Genomic DNA, 19,342 nt, shown 5'->3' with positions numbered 1-19,342 from the left:
ATACAAAAAACTTTATAAATCAAAGTACTGGAGTTGTTCTGATAGAGGCGGGGCTGAGAGCGGGGCGCCAAAGCGTCCCCGTTTTGCGACGCCTGATTGCAGGCGAAGATGAGATGTCTTATAAATCAAAAACTTAAGCGTCAGTAATTTGCGACAGTACGTTTTTGGCCTCGCTGGCGGAAGCCATTTGGAAATGGGGCCAATCAATTACTCCCAACTATATAGCCAGCCCGAGGCCGTTAACTTTTCCCCATCGAAGGCGAATACCAGCTGGTCATGGGCTCCGCGCCAGTCATAGACCCATAGTGAACCTTGTGGTTCGCCTTTCCATTCAGTCATGCGAACGACTGTCTCGAAATGCTCATCTCCCGGTTTGAGGGTGCGGTCTGGCGCCCCCATTAGCTCGCGAGTGCGGCTGGCGTCAAGACGCTCCGAGGCGACTTTGGCGCCAAGCACCTGCATAACCTGATGCTTTTTGCCTTGCCACTTATCCACATCCTCGTTCCATTGACCGCCGTTAAAGTGTCCTTTTACTTCGCGCAGTTCCTGGTAAACGCCTTGCGCCTGCGTTTCAAGGCCGGGTAGGGGTTTACCTGTATTGGCGGGAGAGGCCTGTACGCAGCCTGACAGAATGGCCGTTGCAGTGAATGGCGCTAAAAAATGCCCTAATTTGCGGCAAAATGGTGTTATGTGTCGCATAAATTGCCCCTTTTTGGCGAGTTTCCCTTGTATATTTTTGATGATTTGAATCAGAGTTTTCTCGCCTCAATAGCTCCTTTGATATTGCGGATTGTACTTATATTTGTCAGGAATAAGCAGTAGCTCAACCTTTCTGGATTGACACTAAACAGCTTAGCTTCTACGTTAATCGAGGCTGTTTAACGTCGTTCAAATAAGATGATTGGGAAATAGGCATAATCTCTACGGCCACTTTCGGCTTGTATGGATTTTGACACATTATGCGTTTTAACAGCCTCAGTGGAACGTCGATTGCAGTAACGGACCGCGCCGCCCGCACCCGGGCGCTGATCATAATCAAATCGATCTCCCTTCAAGGGAAAAATAAATCACCGGGAACCTGGATTCCAAGGAGAAATAACAATGAAAAAGAAAGCTAGCGGCTTATCTGTGGCCACTCTCATGGCGGGCGCTTTGGTAAGTTGTTCCGCGCTGGCCGCCCCTGGACACGCCCACGACGCTTATCAATTGCTTGAGCAGGAAAAAGCGTCGGACAATATTTATAAAGCCTATTTCCCCAACAAGGATATCGCCCGTAAAGCGGCGATCAGTTTTCACGGCCAGATGCTGGAGTCTCATTATGAGGATGGCTATCTGGTCATGCAGTTGCAGCCGGAGGATATCAAAAAGCTGGAGCATTTCGGCTTCACCTTTGAAACCGCGACGGACTTTATCGAGCAGCGTAACGCTATTCTTACCCAGATGCAGGGCCTGAGCAGCCTTGGCGTTTTTTCCGCACAGTCGATCAACGGCTCGGTAGCGAGTTCGGAGGCGATGCTGGCGGGTATTCCTGGGTATCCCTGTTATGAAACCGTAGAAGAAACTTTCGCGGCGGCCGCAGGTTTCGCCAGCAGCCATCCAGATCTGGCGGAGTGGATTGACGTCGGCGATTCCTGGGAGAAGAAACAGGGTCTTGGCGGCTTCGATATGCGCGTTCTGAAATTGACCAACAAAAACACCGGCGGAGAAAAACCCAAGCTGTTCATCAACAGCGCCATTCACGCCCGTGAATACACCACTGCGCCTCTGGCTCTGGAGTTTGCGCGCTGGTTAGTGAACGGCTATGGAAGTAACGCAGACGCTACCTGGATCATGGACAACCATGAAGTGCATCTGATGCTGCAAACCAATCCAGATGGCCGTAAAAAAGCAGAAACCGGATTATCCTGGAGGAAGAACGCCAACCGTAATTACTGTGGCGCCAGCAGTAACAGCCGTGGCGCGGACTTGAACCGCAACTTTACTTTCGGCTGGAACAGCACCAACGGCGAAGGCTCCAGCGGCAGTCAGTGCAATGATACCTATCGCGGTCCCAGCGCGGGCTCAGAGCCGGAAATCCAGGCATTGGAAGGGTACGTGCGCAGCCTGTGGCCGGATCGTCGCGGCCCTGGTAAAAACGACCCGGCCCCCAGCGACACCAGCGGTATTCACTTGGATATTCACAGCTACAGCGAGCTGGTGTTGTGGCCATGGGGCGACACCAGTCAGGCGGCGCCTAATGGAACCGCATTACAGACGCTGGGACGTAAATTCGCGTTCTTCAACGGCTATTCGCCGCAGCAGTCAATCGGTCTTTATCCCACCGACGGCACCAGCGACGGCATCAGTTATGGCGAGCTGGGCGTAGCGGCGTTCACATTCGAACTGGGTACGTCTTTCTTCCAGAGCTGCAGCACCTATGAGAGCAAGATCAAACCGGACAACCTGAATGCGCTGATCTACGCGGCGAAAGTCGTGCGCACGCCTTACATCACGCCAGCGGGTCCAGACGTCGCCAGCCTGTCATTGAGCGGCGGCGCTTCCAGCGGTGGCGTGGAGCCGGGTACGCAGGTAACCCTGACGGCATCCGTTACTGACACGCGTTTCAATAACAGCAACGGAACTGAGACCACGCAGAACCTGACGGCGGCGGAGTATTACGTTGATACGCCGCCCTGGGCCAATGGCGCTCAAGCCATCGCGCTATCTGCCTCTGATGGCTCCTACAATTCGAAGACGGAAGGCGTCACCGGTGTGATCGACACCACTGGCATGAGTGAAGGCAAACACATCGTCTATGTGCGTGGTAAGGACGCCAGCGGCGCCTGGGGTGCGGTCAGCGCCGTGTTTCTGATCATCGACAGCGATCCGACCATTCCGCCTGCGGAATACTGCGACGCCGCCAGCAACAGCTCGAATGACGAGTGGATTTCCAGCGTGCAGGTCGGTGGCTTCCTGAAGTCTTCCGGCGCGTCCAAATACAGTGACTTCACTGAAGCCCAGGGCGGCGAAGTGGTGTCCCTGGTGAAAGGCGGCAACAGCGTTACCTTTACGCCCGCATTCTCCGGTCAGTCATACAAGGAGTACTTCAAGGCTTGGGTCGACCTGAACGGCGACGGCGACTTTGACGACGCTGGTGAGGAAGTCTTCGATTCCGGCTCCGCCTCCTCTTCACCCGCCAGCGGCACGCTGACTATTCCGGCGAGCGCGTCCTTTGAGAAGACCACTATGCGTGTGGCCATGCGTTATAACGCGGCGCCCTCTGCATGCGGAACCTTCAATTACGGGGAAGTGGAAGACTACACCGTGTCTCTCGGCGATGGCGGCGAGCCGCCGACAGAGCCAGATTCTTATGAGAACGACACAGACGTCAGCATCCCGGACAATAACGCCACTGGCGTCAGCAGTCCGATTGCGGTCACCCGCAGCGGCGCCTCCGGCTCAGTGAGCGTGGCGGTGAAGATCAAGCATACCTATATCGGAGACTTGATTGTGGACCTGGTGCATCCCGATGGAACAGTCTTTAACCTGCACAACCGCACTGGCGGTTCTACAGACGACATCGACCAGACCTACACTGTTGACGTGGGCGCGAAGGATTCCGCAGGAACCTGGAATCTGAAAGTACGCGACAGAGCCAACCGTGACACCGGTAACATCGACAAGTGGGGAATCACTTTCAAGTAAGCCTGCCTGATGTGCGCCATGGCGATTACGCTATCGGCATGCTGAACCAGATCAAGGCCGTCCTTCGGGGCGGCCTTTTTTGTACGGTTAATTTCTTTATAAAATTTTTATGCCCCGCGGGTATCGCAATAGGGCTTATGGGGCTAGAATTTTAATGCTTCCTGCGGCGTCGAAGTCGTTAAGGATAAGGGATATTCAGGGAAGGTCCGCTGCGAACGGGAGAGTTCTTGTTCTTCATCACCGGCTTCGCTTGATTGTCGCTTTGAGCTAACAGTAGCGCTGGCGATCGTTGTGAAGTGTTCGGGCGCGTTGCGTCCGGAGTATGCTATCAATCGATACAGCCCGCCCTCGTGCGGTTAACAAGTTTGGGTGTCCTTCTTGTCGGCTGTTTAAGTCGGGCGGTGAAGGAGATCTTTTAATGGAAAACCCACAAAAAACACCCGTCTCTTCTTTCGTTGAACACAAGCTTTATAAAGTATCCGGCATTGGCATTGCGACCTTTTTGGGGTCTGCATTGGCTGGCGGCATATTGCTAGCGAAGAACTTTCGCAAGCTGGGCAAGGAGTCTCATGCCCGCAAGGCCATTATTGGTTCGTTGGCGGCGACGATAGGCGTTATTATCGCTGCTCTGCTGGTTCCGGCGGAGTGGCATGCGCCCAAGATTGTGTATTTCGCCCCACAGATCATGGTGATGCTGCAGTTGGCGAATCTGTTCCAGGGTAAGGCAATCAGAGGGCATCGTGAAAACGGTGGCGAACTGGCGTCCAATTGGGCGGCGGCCGGCGTTGGCGTCGCTGTCCTGCTAACTCTTGCTGTCTTGGCGGCGCCAGTATTGTGGATGTTGCAGTAGCGCAGGCTAACGACGGTTAGACCATCGCGCTCAAGCAGGCGTGGGTCTGCTTGAGCGCATCTGACTGGAGTCAGCTATTCTCTCGTTTGCGGCGCAGGGTGACGGATTCACCGCCGATTCCCCAGTTGTCTGTTTCCACTTCATCAATAACCACGAAAGTGGTGGCCGGATTTTTGTTCAAAGTCTCCTGCAGGAGGCGGGTTACGCCTTCGATCAGCGTCGCTTTTTGCTCGGCGGTAGCGCCTTCGCGGGTGATTTTGATATTAACGTAGGGCATGGCTGCTCTCTTGTTCGGGTTGATTTGTGACTACAATTAGTCAGGTGTATGACAGGGCCTGGCGGCGTTCGCTTTGCTCTACGCTTTTCAGTGCGATAAGCAGCAATACGCCCAGCGCCATGACGGCTGCAGCCAGATAAAGGCCCTCTATATAGCCGCCTCCAGCCGCCGCTAATTTTCCGGTAAGGGCCGGTGAAAGGATTTGCGCAACGCCGTAAGTCAGGGTCATTTTGCCCATCATTTTGGCGGGGCGTGAAGGATAGAAGCGTCCCGCCATTGTCAGCACCAAACTGACGATTCCCATAAAGGTGGCCCCGAAAAGCGCGCCGCCAACCAGCGCCATGGCGAGGCCGCCCTGCGTCGGCGCCAGTATGCTCAGAGCATGCAAGACGGCGGCGATGATCAAAGCGTTAATATCGCCGATGCGTCGCGCCAGCAAATCCCAAAGAATACAGGCAGGAGCCGCTGCGGCGCCCACAAGAAGAAAAACGAAAGCGCCTTGCCCCTGTAAGGTAGGTTGCTGATCGACAATGGCCACTAAAAAGGTGGCGCTGACCACATATCCCACGCCTGCGCAGAAATAGGCGGCCATGAAAATACCCATATAAAGACGCGAGGGCGGTCGGTCGTCCATCGCGACCTCGTGCTGTGAGCGTCCTCCTGTGGCAGGAGAAGGCAACCATCGCCAGGCGGGGATAGCAAACAGCAATCCACATACCGTCAGCGCCACCCACTGTTCCCGCCAGTCTAAGTAAGGGGTCATCAGATCCACCGCAAGGGAGCAACACAGAATGCCCAGTCCGACGCCGCCGAAATGAATGCCCAATTCGCTGCGGTGGCCATTGCGTATTAGCCAATGCATGATCAGACCAGAACCGATCAGCAAACCTGCGGCGCTGCTCAGGCCGGCGATGAAGCGCATGAACGCCCACAGCCAGACGTTTTCGCACAGCGCCATGCCGGCGGTGCTGATAAGGGCGATCAGTAAGCCTGAGCGATATAGTTTGTCTTTGAGCGTGAGGCTGCTGATAGAGGCGGCGATTAAGGCGCCGCACAGATACCCTAGATAGTTCATGCTAGCCAGCCAGCCCCCTGCGAAAGCTGACAGTCCCGCCTGCTGCTGCATGATGGGCAATAACGGCGTGTAGGCGAAGCGCGCCACGCCCAACATCAGCATCAGACTGAGGATGCCTGCCGTCAGCACTTGCAAGCGTTGTAGTTGTGCGCTCATGGTTCACTTCCCGTTGTATCTCAGGGAGAGAAGATAAATAATACAACCTATCAATACAATCGAATAATAGAGAAGAAAATGTTCTCTAATGGAGAATGGTTATGGAGCTAGTCACGTTGCGCACCTTTCTCGCGGTAGTGGAGGAGGGGGGAATCCTCGCTGCGGCGAGTCGGCTCAATACGGTGCAATCCAATGTCACGACGCGCATTCGACGCTTGGAGCAGGAGCTGGAAGTGCAGCTGTTCTTTCGCAAAGGGCGTGGACTGGAGCTGGCGCCCGCAGGACGGGTGCTGCAAAAACACGCGCAAGAGATACTGAAAATGGCGCAACAGACCGCCGCTGCGGTGCGCTCTGCGGGCGAAGCCACTGGCGAGCTGCGCATCGGGACCATGGAGACTTTCGCCGCGGTCAGGCTGCCCGCCGCGTTAAAAAAAGTGCGCTCCCGGCATCCCGGGCTGGATCTGCAAGTGCAGACGGCGACCTCCGCAGATCTCATTGAGCGCGTACTGAGCCATAAGTTGGACTGCGCCTTCATTGGCGGCCCGTTGGATCATCCCATGCTGACCGCGGAGCCTGTGTTGATGGAGGAACTGGTGTTGGTAACGGCGAAAGGCGAGGGCGACCTGCAGGAACCACTGATTTTGTTTCGCGAAGGCTGCGTTTATCGTGCGCGCGCCCTGGCCTGGCAGCGAGAGTGCGGCCATCAGATCGCCTCAGTCATGGAATTGGGCACGCTGGAGGGCATACTGGGCTGCGTGGCGGTAGGGCTGGGCTGCACGCTGGTGCCGCGGCGGGTGGTGGAGCAATCGCTTTATGCGAGAGAGTTGGCGATATCTGAATTACCAGAACATATCGCCCACACGCCCACTTTGATGATTCGCTATCGGGACACTCCCTTGCGCGGAGGTTTGTTAACTTTGCGGGATGCGGTCGCCGGCCGGGCCCTGACAAAGTAACGCCCGAGCTACTCCGCGGAAGGCTTTGTGACTATACTGTCATCGCTCTCGTTGTGAGTATCCAGTAGTCAGGAGCCGACAATATCATGACCGATTCTTCCGAAAAACTTGCCGTTTCTCCAGCCAAGCCTAAAGGCGCCACTGGCGTCAAACGCATTATTCTGGCGACGGGCTATTCGATAAGTGGGCTGCGCGCAGCCTGGAGAAATGAATCCGCGATCCGTCAGGAAATGGTCGCCGCCTTGATTCTTGTTCCTCTGGCGCTGTTTTTGTCCGTCACAATGGTGGAGAAAATACTGATGATCGGCAGCGTCCTGCTGGTGTTGATTGTCGAGCTGATCAACTCCGCCATTGAAGCCGTTGTTGATCGCATCGGCGCTGAGCGTCATGAGTTAAGCGGGCGCGCCAAAGATATGGGCTCCGCAGCGGTGCTGGTGGCGTTGAGCCTGGCTTTATTCACCTGGATTGGCATTCTGATTTAAGCTGTCCGCCGCATAGACGCAATGTTTATGCGGCCGTCTTGAGTAGGTTTCCATAAGTCGGCGTTTTTCGGCTTCTCCTTACATTTCGCATATTCAAACGTACTTCTCACTGCTTTTATCCCTTCGTTCTTAGCGTAAAAGTATCCCGCATATCGCCTCTCTGGCGCCTGTTTTCCGTTGCGTCAAAGCTTGCCGCGGCGCTCTCAAATGGCGCCGGATTTATACAATGCCTGCTACTCCCCTATGGATATTCTTAGCCCATGAAGACGCGGGACCCAACGCAGGGTCTCCAGGAATGACGCGAAGAAAACAGAGCAAGGGGGCGGCAATGAAAGGGACGTGGGTATTGATTGGAGGCGTTTTGGTTTTGGAGTGTCTGCAAACCGGGTTGCTCTGGACGCGGACACAGGAAGTTAAGACGCAACCGGCGCCGGCTATGGCTTATGAAGCGCCGTCGGCTACGGTGGTTGAGCCCTCTCCGCAGTTCACCAGTGACGTGCAAGAGCTGGAACGGCAGATAGCCAGGCTGGAGCAGTTACTGTCTCAGCCCAGGGTGGTCAGCGCTCCCTCTGCTGCATCTGTGCGGAGCATGCCAGATGACGATATCCCGGTCGCGGAAGAGCGTCCCGCGCTCACTTATGACGAAAACTTTCAACGAGGGTTGTCTGTACTGGAAGGCGCCGTATCGGCCGGCGCCTGGTTACAGGAAGACAACCACAGGATGCTCGAACTGAAGCGGACCTTGACTCCGGCTCAGTACGGCGCGCTGGTGGATGAAATATTCACGGCGATCAACCAGGGCGCGCTGACGATGCAGGCGCCCCCAATCTTGTAAGCAATCATAAAGGAATATCTGTATGAAAAATCTAGGCAAAGCACTAATGATGGCGGCGGTATGCTCAGTCGCAACGACGGCGATGGCCCAAACTAACGGAGCTGTACAGGTCAGTGACTGGTTCAATGGTGCTGTTATGTTGAGCGCTCAAATCGGGGAGCAGGCTGGTGAGAACAGCGGGCAAATTTCCGCTCAACGCTCGGGGCCTTCTATCCACTTTTACGGGCATGACCCAAAGAGCGATAGGAGCTTCACATGCTATGTAAGTAAGGGCGAAGCTTTGTTCGACGTTGCATACAACGCTGTTACCGATTTACGCGAAGGAGGGAGGGTTATTATCCTTCGCCCTGGAAATAGCAATAAGTGCAGCGACTTCATGCAAACAGGCGTTTTCTTCAACTTTAATCAGTAATAGATGAATACAGCCCGGCTCTGAGGCCGGGCTTTTTATGCTAATCAGTGAAAAGCACGAAGTATTTGCCTTCAAGCAGGCCTTGTGTCGTGCGTATATCCTCCACTGCGCCTGTCAGGTTCTTTCCATTCAGATCCCAGCGCCACTGTTCAGACCACCATGCGGATATTTCTGCTCTGTCGTGGCACTGTATTGGCGATAAGCGAAACCTTAAAAAACGGGATTCAGATTCACGCTATGTTAAAGGCTTGTAAGGATGTCGGGACTGGCTAAATCCGTTCACTTGGCATACCCTAGCAAACTGGCGCCAAACGTCGGCGCAGGGGGTTAAATTCCATTTTTTGGAATTATTTTTACAAGGAAAGTTGCTAAAAATGAATGGTAAACGACGCGAATACGCGCCGGGCGTTATGGCGTCCGATATATCTCATCCGTTGTCTTCGTGTGATTCACGCGATATTTCTCCGTCTGATGTGACGGAAAAGTCCTCTGACCCTGATGCTTTTGAGCCTGCTCAGACGCAAGTGCGTCAAGAGGAGCATTATCTTCCCTGTCGATTGTTTAGAACCATGATTCTCGCCTCCCTCAAGTCGGCCAGCACGTCTGAACCAGCGCAAGACGATGACATTGAAGAGTGGTTGGAGCATGTGGACCGTTTGATCTCAACGCCAGGGAATAGCGTATGAGTTATAAAAGTCAGGATAAATAATATGGAAAAAATGGACTACTTCAGAATGGACGCGACAGCGAAGGTCACCTTGGACTCGCTGAAAGAACTTTACCTGCTGCCTCAGATAAGCCGGTATCAACGGCTGCAAACGGCTTATCCCTGTGAGTCGCCAGTAGAGTACAACCTCTACGAAGGCGTCGCTCGGTATGGCGACACGCGCCGTCGCATCCAGCTCATTGGCACCTACGCGACAGGCAGTCGTTCGTTTTGCTGGGCCTGGGCGAGCCCCAATCCGCTGCCGGAAACGGTGATACAGGCCAGCCTGCAATTAGTGGCCTGGGCGGAGGCCGCCAATATAGAAAGCTGGGGTGTGATCAAGGGCGTCTGTGAGCCTGTGGAGCCGGTGGTGGTGTCCTCCATTGCGGCGGGCGTGTTGAATCATGATTATGTCTTCGACGTATGGGAGTTCACGGAAACGTTGCATGGCTGTGTGCTGGTGGAGCACTCCGACGATCTGCCGAAATTAGGGCTGCATGCAATCTGTCGGGTTCTGCAAACGGCGTTGCGACGTTTGTCCGTACGCCAGAAAACGCCTGTGCTGGAATATTTGCGTCAAGAAGGGTTCAGGCTGCGTGAAGACGGACCCTATTGTTATGGCTCCAGGGCGGACGGGGAGCTCACGCTAACCTTTGACGAACGGGGCGGCGTGCGCCAGATTACGCCCAGCCATTGATCATCAGGCTCCAGCCAGCCGGTTAGGAGCCAACTATCCTCTTCTTCGGGTAATGAAGTCTTCACGAAGCTTTAACAGTGTTTCATTAGCATTGTTTCGCTTTGGCGGCTTCACCACTAAACAAAAACCGAAGAAGAGGAACCCAGAGTGCCTGACTATAACAGACGACAATTTCTGTCACTCATGGCGGCAGGGACCGCCACGCCGTTCTTGCTTACTTTCAGTGCGGATAAAGCGCTGGCCGGTCTAAGCCGGGCTGCTTATCCGGATAAAGCTCCATTACCGCTCAACCGAACCGACCCCTCCGCAGTATTTGATCTGTCGGTCGCCTCTGGTGATCCTACCGCCAGCGGCGTCATGCTGTGGACTCACATCCGCTCCGAACAATATGACCCCAGCGAAAGCCTGACTTTTCAGATAGCGGTTGATCCTGGATTCACTTTGCTGGCGCTGGAGGGCAAAGTACGAGGAGAGCAGTTTGGCGCGGATCGGGATCATACCGTGAGGATTGACCTGGATGGCCAGTTGGATGCGGACAGCTACTACTATTATCGCTTTCAGTACCGGGGCGTATTCAGCCGAACGGGACGCTGTCGCACCGCCGCCGCAGTGGGGCAGTCCGTGGACAGCGTCAAACTGGCGTTGCTGACCTGCCAGGACTACACCAACGGCTATTACGGCGCATTAAATTACGTCGCTGACGACAACGGTATCGATTACGTGGTCCACCTGGGCGACTTCATTTATGAGAGCGTTGGCGATCCCCGCTACCAGGATCTGCCCTTCGAGGACCGCAGAATAGAGCTGCCCAGCGGTTTCCCTGTGGCGATGAACCTGGAGGATTATCGTTTCCTGCATCGCACTTATCGCAGTGACCCTTTTATGCAAAAGGCGATGGAAAACCACACCTGGATTATTGCTACTGACGATCATGAAACCTGTAACGATTGTTACTGGGATTATGAGCAGGACACGCTGGGATGCCCGGATCACCCCTATAGCACTGATCCGCAATTCGGCGATGATCCGGACTTGAAGCGTCAGCTCAAACTCGATTCGCAGCGGGCCTGGGCGGAATACATTCCCGCGCGCATCGACCTGAACGAAGACCGCACCCATCCTCATTTGTATTCGCGCATCTATCGTCAGTTCCGGTTTGGCGATCTGGTGAGCTTGAACATGTTGGATACACGCACCTACCGAACCTCGCACCCATGCGGCGAAGAGGCGTTTCTGGGCCGTTACGTCCCTTTCGGGTGCGGCAATCTGAACAACCCTGACCAGAGCATGATGGGGCAGACCCAGCGGGAATGGCTGATCAATACCATGACGGCGTCGACGGCGCGCTGGAATATGTTGGGCAACCAGACCTTTATGGGACGATTGGGCATTGATCTTGGAGAAAAGGCCAAGTTGCCTTTCAACGTCGACGCCTGGGACGGATATGACGCTGAACGAATATGGCTGATGAATGAAGTGCAAGCCAATTCAATTGAGAACTTCGTGGTGGTGACTGGGGATCTACACACCTATATGGCCTCCCAGGTGAAGAAAAACTACGCGGATTTGAACCCGTTTAACTTCTCTAACCAGGTCGGCGTTGAATTTATGACGCCCTCGCTGACGTCTGCAGGTCTGTTTGATGTGCTGTTGGCGCAGGCGCCGGACGATGAGGTCAGGGATTTTCTGCTGAATGCGACCAGCGAGGGCGCTGTACGAATAACCAATCCGCATATCCGCATGTTTAACAGTAAAGACCACGGTTATTCGACAATTGAGTATACCGACGGGTATTGCGAGTGGGTGGCCTATAAAGTCAACAAAAACCTCAATAGCGGTGAGCAGGAACGCAAGGCTTTGGCGCGTTATCGTAAATATGAAGCTTGGCCCTGGCTGACGCAAAAGTCCGTGCAAGGCTACTAGGCGCAGAAAAATTCACTTTCTTTTGCACATTTTTAGCCCGTTTTCCTCGTGGAAAACGGGCTTTTTGCTTCTAACTGCTAATATTTACTAATAAGGCGGACGAATAGATTCCTTCTATTGGTCCGCTACGACAGGGCCGCACATGTCAGGTTCTGTCTTCCGCGGCTCGCCGCCGCGCAGGCGCATTCATACGCCTGGTGATTAACATGCCAGTATTACTGCCATGTTAGTAGGTACGGGTGACTATCAAACCATGGAGGTATGAATGGTCTTTAACCAATCCTAATAACGCCAGACCTCTATGTCGGGAGATGTTTATGTTCGCTAACATGAAGCTCCGCTCGAAGCTGGCCGCAACTGGCGTTGCGTTGCTGCTTCCCCTGATTTGGGTGACCTATCTGCTGTCCGACGAAATGGATATCCGCATCAATTTCGGCGCGCAGGAAATTCTTGGCGTTGAATACCTCAACCCTCTACAGACATTATTGGACCAGGCTGGAGAGTACAAAGTCGCCGTCGCCGCCAAGGGTAGCGTGACGCAGATCGTCTCGCGAATTGAGAAAGCCATGTCCGCCCTGGAAAAAGAGCAACAGCGCTCCGGCGCGGCCCTAAAAACGGCGGAGCAGTACGCAAATCTGCAAAAAGCCTGGACCCAGGCGCGGACGACTCAGAGCCTGACGGAGGCGGACGCACTCATCGCCGCCACGCGGGAGCTGATCGCCAAAGCGGGAGATACTTCCAACCTGATTCTCGATCCGGATCTGGATACTTATTACGTGATGGATGCGTTGCTGCTGAAACTTCCGAACAGCCTGGATTTGCTGGCGCAAATGCGAGAGTTTGGGGCCGGGTTGATGAATAACGGCTCAATGAGCGCAGATGATAAAACCCGTATGGTTGTTTTGTCTGGACTACTGCAATCCGATCTGGACGGTGTGAATTACGATAGCAAAGTCGCTTATGAAAATAACGCGGCGGGGGACATGCCCAAAGCCGTCAAGCAGGCGGTGGACGCTTACACCCAGTCCATCAGTAACTTCCTTGGCTTTGTGGAAAAAAACATTACTGGAGCAAGACTCAATGTGGATCTGAATGGGTTTAAATCCGCAGCGCAACGGGCGGTGGAAGGCAACATGGCGCTCTATCAGCAGGCCTCTCCTGCGCTGAAAAGCATGTTGCAGCGCCGCATTGACGGATTTTCAACGAATAAATTCTGGCTGTTGGCGGGAGTCATTGTCTTCGAGCTTCTGGCGATTGCTTTCAGCGTTATGATGGTGCGTCGGATATTGAATCAATTGGGCGGTGAACCGGAATACGCAGCGGATATCGTGCGCGCTATTGCGGCAGGTGATCTGACCCGAGAGGTAAAAGTCAGTAGTGGCGACTCGACCAGTTTGCTCGCCGGCATTCGTAGTATGCAGAAGGCGCTGCACGAGCTGATCGGAAAAGTCAGCGACAGCGCGAGCAAGATTCTATCCTTCTCGGCGGAAATCACCCAGACCACAGAAGCCATCGTCACTAGCTCCAGCAGGCAGAGCCACGCCACGGCCACCATGAGTTCGGCTGTGCAGGAAGTGGCTGCGAGCCTGCACGAAATGGTGGCCAGCGCCGGTGAAGCCCGTTCGTTATCGCTGGAGTCGAACCAACGTTCCAGCGAAGGTAAGGACATTGTGGAACGGGTGTCCGATGATATCCGCAGGCTTTGCGACTTCGTAGGAGATTCCGCTAAGTCAGTACAGGATCTTGGTCAACAGTCAGAGCAGATTTACTCCATCGTTAATGTCATCAAAGGCATTGCCGAGCAGACTAACCTCTTGGCTTTGAACGCCGCTATTGAAGCCGCCCGGGCTGGTGAGCAGGGACGGGGTTTCGCGGTGGTCGCTGATGAAGTGCGCAACCTCGCCGCGCGCACTGCGTCCTCGACAGTGGAGATTACCGATATGATCCAACGTATCAAGGATGATACTCTGGCGGTCGTCAAGCGTATGGATTCCGGGGTGGAAGAAGCCGCCCGCAGCGCGGAGCGGGTGACGCTGACAGTGGACACCATCGCCGCCATCAGCGACCTGTCGGAAAGCGTCAACCGCTCCGTGACGGAAATATCCACGGCTCTCGAACAACAGGCTCAAGCCAACGAACTGCTCAGCGAAAATGTGGATGAAATCGCGCAACTGGCCGAACAGAATCACGGCAGTGTCGAGAAGACCGCCGATAATCTGAGCGAACTAAAAGCCTTGGCGGATACGTTGGAAACCGCCATCGCCAGCTTCAAGGTATGACGGCGTTAACGCCGTCATATACCGCTAAAACGCCTTAATTCGCATAAATGTTAGAAACCCTGACTGCAGAAGCCTAAAATAAGGACTGGTTGTCAGCTTAAGGATGTGCATGGAACTTTTTAAACGTCTTCCCCCAAATACTGCTGGTATAGATTTCTTTGTGGGAGATATTCACGGTCACTACAGTGAACTGATGAAAGCCCTGGAGGCGATAGATTTCAAATTCGATAAAGATCGTCTTATCAGCGTTGGCGATTTGATCGACCGCGGCGAAGAAAACGAGCGCTGCATTGAGCTGCTGCATGAACCCTGGTTTCACGCCTGTCTGGGTAATCATGAATGGATGATGATCGGCGCTTTTGTGTATGACGATAGGTATGATCTCAGTCTGCAGCGGGGCAATGGCGGCGAATGGCTGGATAATCACGATACAGATCAACTGACGGAATGGGCGCATCTGCTGCAGCGCTCTTGTCCGCTGGCGATAGAAATTCCCGGCAAAGGCGACCGACTGATCGGCGTCACTCACAATGATGTGATCAATGGCGATTGGTCGCTCATGGCGTCGGCGAAACGCGGCGATATTGACGAGTGCGTATGGAGCCGAACGCGTTTTGCGTCAGCGCTGACCAATCCTGCGCTGGCGGAGCCCATCAAAAATATCGACGCGGTGGTGTCAGGCCATAACTCCCATACCGGTATGTTGCTGGCTGGCAATCAACTATACATAGACACCCTCTGGAAAGGCGGTCAGTTAACCCTGCTGTCAGCAATGGAAGTGTTGGCGGTTGCGGCGCGTGGTAAGGTTCCCGTCTAGCTTTCGCTATTGGCCCTTCATTAAATCTGTTTGTTTTTTGAGCTAAACTTGTTTTTGCGGCTATAGCAGCCGCTCGCATGAGCGTAATAAGCAAAAAAGGAATTTGCATATGAAAAACAGACTGTATTTAGTATTCACCGCTACGATTCTGATTCTTCTACTCGGCGCTCCGCCAGTTGTTCTTGCTGATGTCCTTAAAAATGGCGAAACCCTCGCCAAACTCTCTGGCGATAGAGGCGGCGAAGCGAGCTACACCATTGATGTCGCAGAAAAATCACTCAGTCTGGTTGTGGAGATCTGGGGTGGACAAGGCGACGCCGACCTCTATGTGGCTTTCAAACGCGAGCCCGGCAAATCGGACTTCGACTGCAGACCTTATGAGTGGGGCAACAAAGAGACCTGCACATTCAAGCCGCCGGAGCAGGGAACCTACCACATCATGCTGCACGCCTATGACAATTACTCGGACCTTTCTTTGAAAGCGACCTATGTGCCAGATAGCGGCGGCGATCCTGACCCCGACCCTGATCCGAAGTGTGCGGACGGCGGCGAGGGGCCGTCGGATGTGCAACTTGAGCTGTTGACCGCTCACAATAAAGCCCGTAGTCAGGGGCGCAGTTGCGGCGGAGTCTATTACGACGCGGCGCCGGCTTTGGCCTGGAATTGTAAACTCGGCAAGGCCGCCACCAAACACACCAAAGACATGGTGGACAATAACTTCTTCAGTCATACGGGTTCTGACGGCTCCAGCGTAGGTGACCGAGTGAGAGCGCAAGGCTACGAATACCGCACGGTGGGCGAGAATATCGCTGCCGGATACTCCTCTGTCCAGCAGGTCATGGACGGATGGCTGAAAAGCCCAGGGCATTGCGCCAATATTATGAGGAGCAGCTATACCGAGCTTGGGGCTGAAAAAATCAGCACATCAACTGCAGATTATCCGCACTATTGGACCTCCGTGTTTGGCGCGCAATAGCGCTGTCTAGTTCTCATACTAAACAGACCGCAGCCGCCGCTGCGGTCTTTATCGGTAATTACGATGCTTCAGGAGGAGATAGCGTCCAGGTTCAACGTAGTATCGAACTTATGCCGCTGCATGGAGATCAGCGTGCGGAATTTGCGCATGTTAGGCTCCGCATACAGCACTTCATTGCAGAACTTATCGTAGGCGGCCATATTGGGGACCGTCACGACCAGTACGAAATCTACTTCCCCGGTGACCTGATAGCATTGCTTAACCTCCCTGGCGGCGGTCGCCCGTTTGAGGAATTGTTGGTACAAATCCAGACGATCTCGCTCCATCACTACCTCAACCACCATATGCAGGCAAGCGCCGAAAGCATCCGGGTCAAGAATCGCCACCTGTTTCTGAATATAGCCTTCCACTTTTAGTTTTTTTACCCGCTTGAGACAGGCGGGTGGCGAAAGTCCAACGCTTTCCGCCAAATCGAGATTGGTAAGACTACAGTCGCTCTGTAACTGCGAGAGGATTTTTTTATCAATACGGTCTAGGGTCATGGATTAATAAAATTTTGAAAATTGGAAAACAAACAAATTATATGAAAAGAAAATTGATAAACAGAAGAAATAATTAAACGCCTAACTTTTAAAATAGCAGGCCTTAATGCACTTCAAGGGAAATGTCATGTCCGCCTCACAATCTGGCAGCCCCTGGTTCACGGGTTTAAAGCAGGAATCTGTCGAACTGGCGAAAAGTATATTCAAAGTCTATTGGACGCTGATCAAAGTGACGGTTCCGGCCTTAGTGGCGGTGAAATTGCTGGACATGGCCGGAGGAACTCAACTGTTAGCCTGGGTGCTTTCCCCCGTCATGAGTCTGGTAGGGTTGCCGGAATCGATGGGGGTAGTCTGGTCTACGGTGCTGCTCACCAATATTTATACGGGGATGGCGTTGCTGGTGAACATCACAGTGCAAGATCCTTTGTCAGTGGCTCAGGTATCCGTACTGGGAGCCATGATGTTGGTAGGGCATGCTTTACCCGTGGAGGGCGCTGTCGCGAAGAGCGCGGGCGTCAGTTGGCGCGCTACGCTGGCGATTCGCGTCGGTGGAGGGTTGGCGCTTGGAGTCTTGTTGCACCTTTTCTACAGTACGACCGATCTATTGCAGCAACCTGCACAACTTTTGTGGCGGCCTGATGAAGGGCCGGGGGATATGTGGTGGGTGGCGCAGGTCAAAACCCTGGTGGGCATATTTTTCATCATTGTCATACTCCTTACCTTTTTGCGCATACTTCGCTGGTTAGGCGTGGAAAAGTGGATGCACGCATTGCTGTTTCCTGTGCTTCGCGTGCTGGGGATAGGGCGTGAAGCGGCGAATGTGACTGTCATCGGCGTTACGCTGGGATTAAGTTTTGGCGCAGGACTATTGATAGAAGAAGCCCGCTCAGGGCGTCTCACACGTCGGGATGTTTTTCTAACCATTGGATTCCTGGGGCTCTGCCACAGCCTGATTGAGGACACGCTGGTAATTATGCTGCTTGGTGCGGATATGTCCGCAATATTATGGGGGCGACTGTTATTTGCATTGGTTGTGATCGGCGTTCTGGCGCGGCTGCCGGCATTGAACCGGCGTTTGCAGGAAGCGTCTGCTTAGCTTGTCCGCATATCGTTCGTCGTATTCTGGTCTATGCTCAATCAATAGCCGGCGTCAGCATACGCCGGCTTTTGTTTCCAAGGAGCACAGGAGAATACGAATGAGCGCGATCCCTATGTATTTCCCTCCCGCGCCCTTCCATATGGAAGACGCGCGCCTTTGCGCCACTCTGGTGAATACCGCCTACGACATGTACGACCAGTGGGTGGATCAGAAAAAGCCCCACAAAGATCATTTCAAGTGGACCCCAAAAGGCCCGGCGATGTTTTACAGCCAGCCTATCTGGGGAGCGGAGACCATGTTGTGGATATTCAAAACCACAGAGCCTTTCGCTTTTGTCTCTTGGACGGATGCGGGAGATGTCTATCTGATGTTTCGCGGCACGGAGTCTTTGGACGATTGGATTGACGACGCCGAAGCCGGGCAGAGCCCCTATCCTCAAGTATTTGGCTACGGCAAGGCGCATGACGGCTTTCTTAAGCTCTACGGCACGATGAACCAGGCTATTTTGGAAGCCTTACAGCAGGTAAGTAATCCCAAGAGTCTGCTGATCGGCGGACATAGCCTTGGCTCTTCTCTTTCAACATTGGCGACGCCTGACATTATCAATCACTCTGCCTATAAGCCTGGCGACTTAAATGTGCGGCATTACAATCTGGCCAGTCCTCGTGTGGGCGACCCTGAGTTTGTGAATGCTTACAACCAGTGCGGCGCGCCCACTTATCGTATCGTTAATACCACGGATCTGGTTCCCGAAGTGCCTCCAGGCGTGCTGGTTCGCGATCTCTATGAGCATGTCGGAATCCCTGTGGATTTCACGGCCCAATACGGCTCGCTGGCGGGCAATCACAGCGCCTCAGACTGCTACAGCTATGCGCTGAACCACCCCGACAAGCCGCAGTCGGATTAGCGCCTTCAGTCGTACAGTTCGTAGAAGCGGGCGGCGCTGATGACGAAGGTCAAAAGGCCGTCCGCATCGTAAAGGCGGACATGCGGGGCGGGCGTCATACCGAGTTTTTGCAGTATGGCCACCGAAGCCAGATTATCTTCTTTCGACACGCCATATACCTGATCAAATTCTTCCCGGCTCAGTGCGTACTCAATACAGGCAATAGCCGCTTCTTTGGCGAATCCATTTCCGGAATAGGCAGTTGCGACGCCGTAACGCAGGTCGAAGAAGCCGGGAACAGGGCTCTCCTCTACACCCACATAGCCGACGTATTCCGTACTGCTTTTGCAGATGATCAGGAAAGAGCCGAACCCGCGCTGCCAATGCGCCACCCGGTTGCGGACATAGCTTGCAATCTGCTTTGGAGAGTAAGGCCCCTCGTTAGGCAGGAAACGAGTAGAAACAGGGCAGGAAAGGACGCTTTTAAAGAACGGCAAGTCCGTGGGTTCAATCGGGCGCAGAATCAATCTCGAAGTTTCAATCATTGTCGCAGCAGGCGTCTCGTTAGAAAAAGGGCGCTATTAAAGGCGATTTTGCGAAAAAATGGAATGAAATCAAGGCGTTTTTATAGATTTTGGTGGATATTCGGTGCTGGTGATTTGAGGCTATATAGTCGGGGTCGAGGCTTGG

At 53.9% G+C, this 19,342-nt stretch carries 19 protein-coding genes; 14 read left to right on the top strand and 5 right to left on the bottom strand.

Going from position 1 to position 19,342, the window contains the following annotated elements; all coding sequences use genetic code 11:
* Positions 1-207: 207 nt before the first annotated feature.
* Complete coding sequence (locus AC2IBB_RS24740) at positions 208-699, bottom strand: hypothetical protein (protein WP_486329383.1); 492 nt, start codon at positions 697-699, stop codon at positions 208-210.
* A 402-nt stretch (positions 700-1,101) separates the two neighbouring features.
* Here AC2IBB_RS24740 and AC2IBB_RS24735 point away from each other — a divergent pair, with 402 nt between their 5' ends.
* Together AC2IBB_RS24735 and AC2IBB_RS24730 are read left to right on the top strand one after the other, a co-directional pair.
* Positions 1,102-3,684 carry a M14 family zinc carboxypeptidase gene (locus tag AC2IBB_RS24735; RefSeq protein ID WP_486329382.1) on the top strand — a complete coding sequence of 861 codons (2,583 nt, stop codon included), beginning with the start codon at positions 1,102-1,104 and terminating at the stop codon, positions 3,682-3,684.
* Between the two features lie 418 nt (positions 3,685-4,102).
* Positions 4,103-4,534: a hypothetical protein gene (locus AC2IBB_RS24730; RefSeq protein ID WP_486329381.1), complete on the top strand. Its 432-nt coding sequence runs from the start codon at positions 4,103-4,105 to the stop codon at positions 4,532-4,534.
* Positions 4,535-4,604: 70 nt separating this feature from the next.
* Here the strand turns inward: AC2IBB_RS24730 and AC2IBB_RS24725 are convergent, their stop codons facing one another.
* The gene (locus tag AC2IBB_RS24725) at positions 4,605-4,811 is read right to left on the bottom strand and encodes a tautomerase family protein (RefSeq protein WP_486329380.1); all 207 of its coding nucleotides are present in this window, start codon (positions 4,809-4,811) and stop codon (positions 4,605-4,607) included.
* 40 nt (positions 4,812-4,851) lie between these two features.
* A complete protein-coding gene (locus AC2IBB_RS24720) occupies positions 4,852-6,042 on the bottom strand; it encodes a YbfB/YjiJ family MFS transporter (protein ID WP_486329379.1) in 1,191 nt (396 codons plus the stop codon).
* A 101-nt stretch (positions 6,043-6,143) separates the two neighbouring features.
* Here AC2IBB_RS24720 and AC2IBB_RS24715 point away from each other — a divergent pair, with 101 nt between their 5' ends.
* The 10 genes from AC2IBB_RS24715 to AC2IBB_RS24670 all read left to right on the top strand — a co-directional run bounded on the left by AC2IBB_RS24715 (position 6,144) and on the right by AC2IBB_RS24670 (position 16,125).
* Entirely contained in the window at positions 6,144-6,998 is an 855-nt protein-coding gene (locus tag AC2IBB_RS24715; protein WP_486329378.1) for a LysR family transcriptional regulator, read from the top strand.
* 86 nt (positions 6,999-7,084) lie between these two features.
* Positions 7,085-7,480, top strand: coding sequence for a diacylglycerol kinase (locus AC2IBB_RS24710; protein ID WP_486329377.1), 396 nt, complete (start codon positions 7,085-7,087; stop codon positions 7,478-7,480).
* 328 nt (positions 7,481-7,808) lie between these two features.
* On the top strand, positions 7,809-8,315 hold the full coding sequence (locus AC2IBB_RS24705) for a hypothetical protein (RefSeq protein ID WP_486329376.1): 507 nt from the start codon (positions 7,809-7,811) through the stop codon (positions 8,313-8,315).
* Between the two features lie 22 nt (positions 8,316-8,337).
* Positions 8,338-8,727: a hypothetical protein gene (locus tag AC2IBB_RS24700; protein WP_486329375.1), complete on the top strand. Its 390-nt coding sequence runs from the start codon at positions 8,338-8,340 to the stop codon at positions 8,725-8,727.
* Between the two features lie 374 nt (positions 8,728-9,101).
* Positions 9,102-9,413, top strand: coding sequence for a hypothetical protein (locus AC2IBB_RS24695; RefSeq protein ID WP_486329374.1), 312 nt, complete (start codon positions 9,102-9,104; stop codon positions 9,411-9,413).
* A gap of 24 nt (positions 9,414-9,437) precedes the next feature.
* A complete protein-coding gene (locus tag AC2IBB_RS24690; RefSeq protein WP_486329373.1) occupies positions 9,438-10,130 on the top strand; it encodes a DUF6882 domain-containing protein in 693 nt (230 codons plus the stop codon).
* Between the two features lie 147 nt (positions 10,131-10,277).
* Complete coding sequence (locus tag AC2IBB_RS24685; RefSeq protein WP_486329372.1) at positions 10,278-12,053, top strand: alkaline phosphatase D family protein; 1,776 nt, start codon at positions 10,278-10,280, stop codon at positions 12,051-12,053.
* Positions 12,054-12,370: 317 nt separating this feature from the next.
* On the top strand, positions 12,371-14,332 hold the full coding sequence (locus AC2IBB_RS24680; RefSeq protein WP_486329371.1) for a methyl-accepting chemotaxis protein: 1,962 nt from the start codon (positions 12,371-12,373) through the stop codon (positions 14,330-14,332).
* A gap of 109 nt (positions 14,333-14,441) precedes the next feature.
* Positions 14,442-15,149 (top strand): metallophosphoesterase, encoded by a 708-nt coding sequence (locus tag AC2IBB_RS24675; RefSeq protein ID WP_486329370.1) that lies wholly within the window; start codon positions 14,442-14,444, stop codon positions 15,147-15,149.
* Positions 15,150-15,258: 109 nt separating this feature from the next.
* Positions 15,259-16,125, top strand: coding sequence for a CAP domain-containing protein (locus AC2IBB_RS24670; protein ID WP_486329369.1), 867 nt, complete (start codon positions 15,259-15,261; stop codon positions 16,123-16,125).
* A gap of 68 nt (positions 16,126-16,193) precedes the next feature.
* On the opposite strand, the gene AC2IBB_RS24665 is transcribed toward AC2IBB_RS24670, so the two are convergent.
* Entirely contained in the window at positions 16,194-16,667 is a 474-nt protein-coding gene (locus AC2IBB_RS24665) for an Lrp/AsnC family transcriptional regulator (RefSeq protein ID WP_486329368.1), read from the bottom strand.
* Between the two features lie 127 nt (positions 16,668-16,794).
* On the opposite strand from AC2IBB_RS24665, the gene AC2IBB_RS24660 reads away from it, so the two are divergent.
* Positions 16,795-17,763 carry a hypothetical protein gene (locus AC2IBB_RS24660; protein WP_486329367.1) on the top strand — a complete coding sequence of 323 codons (969 nt, stop codon included), beginning with the start codon at positions 16,795-16,797 and terminating at the stop codon, positions 17,761-17,763.
* A 100-nt stretch (positions 17,764-17,863) separates the two neighbouring features.
* A complete protein-coding gene (locus tag AC2IBB_RS24655) occupies positions 17,864-18,673 on the top strand; it encodes a lipase family protein (protein ID WP_486329366.1) in 810 nt (269 codons plus the stop codon).
* Positions 18,674-18,678: 5 nt separating this feature from the next.
* On the opposite strand, the gene AC2IBB_RS24650 is transcribed toward AC2IBB_RS24655, so the two are convergent.
* Positions 18,679-19,197 carry a GNAT family N-acetyltransferase gene (locus AC2IBB_RS24650; protein ID WP_486329365.1) on the bottom strand — a complete coding sequence of 173 codons (519 nt, stop codon included), beginning with the start codon at positions 19,195-19,197 and terminating at the stop codon, positions 18,679-18,681.
* Positions 19,198-19,342: the final 145 nt, after the last annotated feature.

It is taken from the genome of Hahella sp. NS-SX17, from assembly GCF_057367735.1.
This window is presented reverse-complemented; position numbering and strand designations above follow the sequence as displayed.

What these genes read in the sequence shown, in the direction of transcription:
- AC2IBB_RS24740 (WP_486329383.1), bottom strand. Translation starts at nt 699, where the DNA reads ATGCGACACATAACACCATTTTGCCGCAAATTAGGGCATTTTTTAGCG.
- AC2IBB_RS24735 (WP_486329382.1), top strand. Translation starts at nt 1,102, where the DNA reads ATGAAAAAGAAAGCTAGCGGCTTATCTGTGGCCACTCTCATGGCGGGC.
- AC2IBB_RS24730 (WP_486329381.1), top strand. Translation starts at nt 4,103, where the DNA reads ATGGAAAACCCACAAAAAACACCCGTCTCTTCTTTCGTTGAACACAAG.
- AC2IBB_RS24725 (WP_486329380.1), bottom strand. Translation starts at nt 4,811, where the DNA reads ATGCCCTACGTTAATATCAAAATCACCCGCGAAGGCGCTACCGCCGAG.
- AC2IBB_RS24720 (WP_486329379.1), bottom strand. Translation starts at nt 6,042, where the DNA reads ATGAGCGCACAACTACAACGCTTGCAAGTGCTGACGGCAGGCATCCTC.
- AC2IBB_RS24715 (WP_486329378.1), top strand. Translation starts at nt 6,144, where the DNA reads ATGGAGCTAGTCACGTTGCGCACCTTTCTCGCGGTAGTGGAGGAGGGG.
- AC2IBB_RS24710 (WP_486329377.1), top strand. Translation starts at nt 7,085, where the DNA reads ATGACCGATTCTTCCGAAAAACTTGCCGTTTCTCCAGCCAAGCCTAAA.
- AC2IBB_RS24705 (WP_486329376.1), top strand. Translation starts at nt 7,809, where the DNA reads ATGAAAGGGACGTGGGTATTGATTGGAGGCGTTTTGGTTTTGGAGTGT.
- AC2IBB_RS24700 (WP_486329375.1), top strand. Translation starts at nt 8,338, where the DNA reads ATGAAAAATCTAGGCAAAGCACTAATGATGGCGGCGGTATGCTCAGTC.
- AC2IBB_RS24695 (WP_486329374.1), top strand. Translation starts at nt 9,102, where the DNA reads ATGAATGGTAAACGACGCGAATACGCGCCGGGCGTTATGGCGTCCGAT.
- AC2IBB_RS24690 (WP_486329373.1), top strand. Translation starts at nt 9,438, where the DNA reads ATGGAAAAAATGGACTACTTCAGAATGGACGCGACAGCGAAGGTCACC.
- AC2IBB_RS24680 (WP_486329371.1), top strand. Translation starts at nt 12,371, where the DNA reads ATGTTCGCTAACATGAAGCTCCGCTCGAAGCTGGCCGCAACTGGCGTT.
- AC2IBB_RS24675 (WP_486329370.1), top strand. Translation starts at nt 14,442, where the DNA reads ATGGAACTTTTTAAACGTCTTCCCCCAAATACTGCTGGTATAGATTTC.
- AC2IBB_RS24670 (WP_486329369.1), top strand. Translation starts at nt 15,259, where the DNA reads ATGAAAAACAGACTGTATTTAGTATTCACCGCTACGATTCTGATTCTT.
- AC2IBB_RS24665 (WP_486329368.1), bottom strand. Translation starts at nt 16,667, where the DNA reads ATGACCCTAGACCGTATTGATAAAAAAATCCTCTCGCAGTTACAGAGC.
- AC2IBB_RS24660 (WP_486329367.1), top strand. Translation starts at nt 16,795, where the DNA reads ATGTCCGCCTCACAATCTGGCAGCCCCTGGTTCACGGGTTTAAAGCAG.
- AC2IBB_RS24655 (WP_486329366.1), top strand. Translation starts at nt 17,864, where the DNA reads ATGAGCGCGATCCCTATGTATTTCCCTCCCGCGCCCTTCCATATGGAA.
- AC2IBB_RS24650 (WP_486329365.1), bottom strand. Translation starts at nt 19,197, where the DNA reads ATGATTGAAACTTCGAGATTGATTCTGCGCCCGATTGAACCCACGGAC.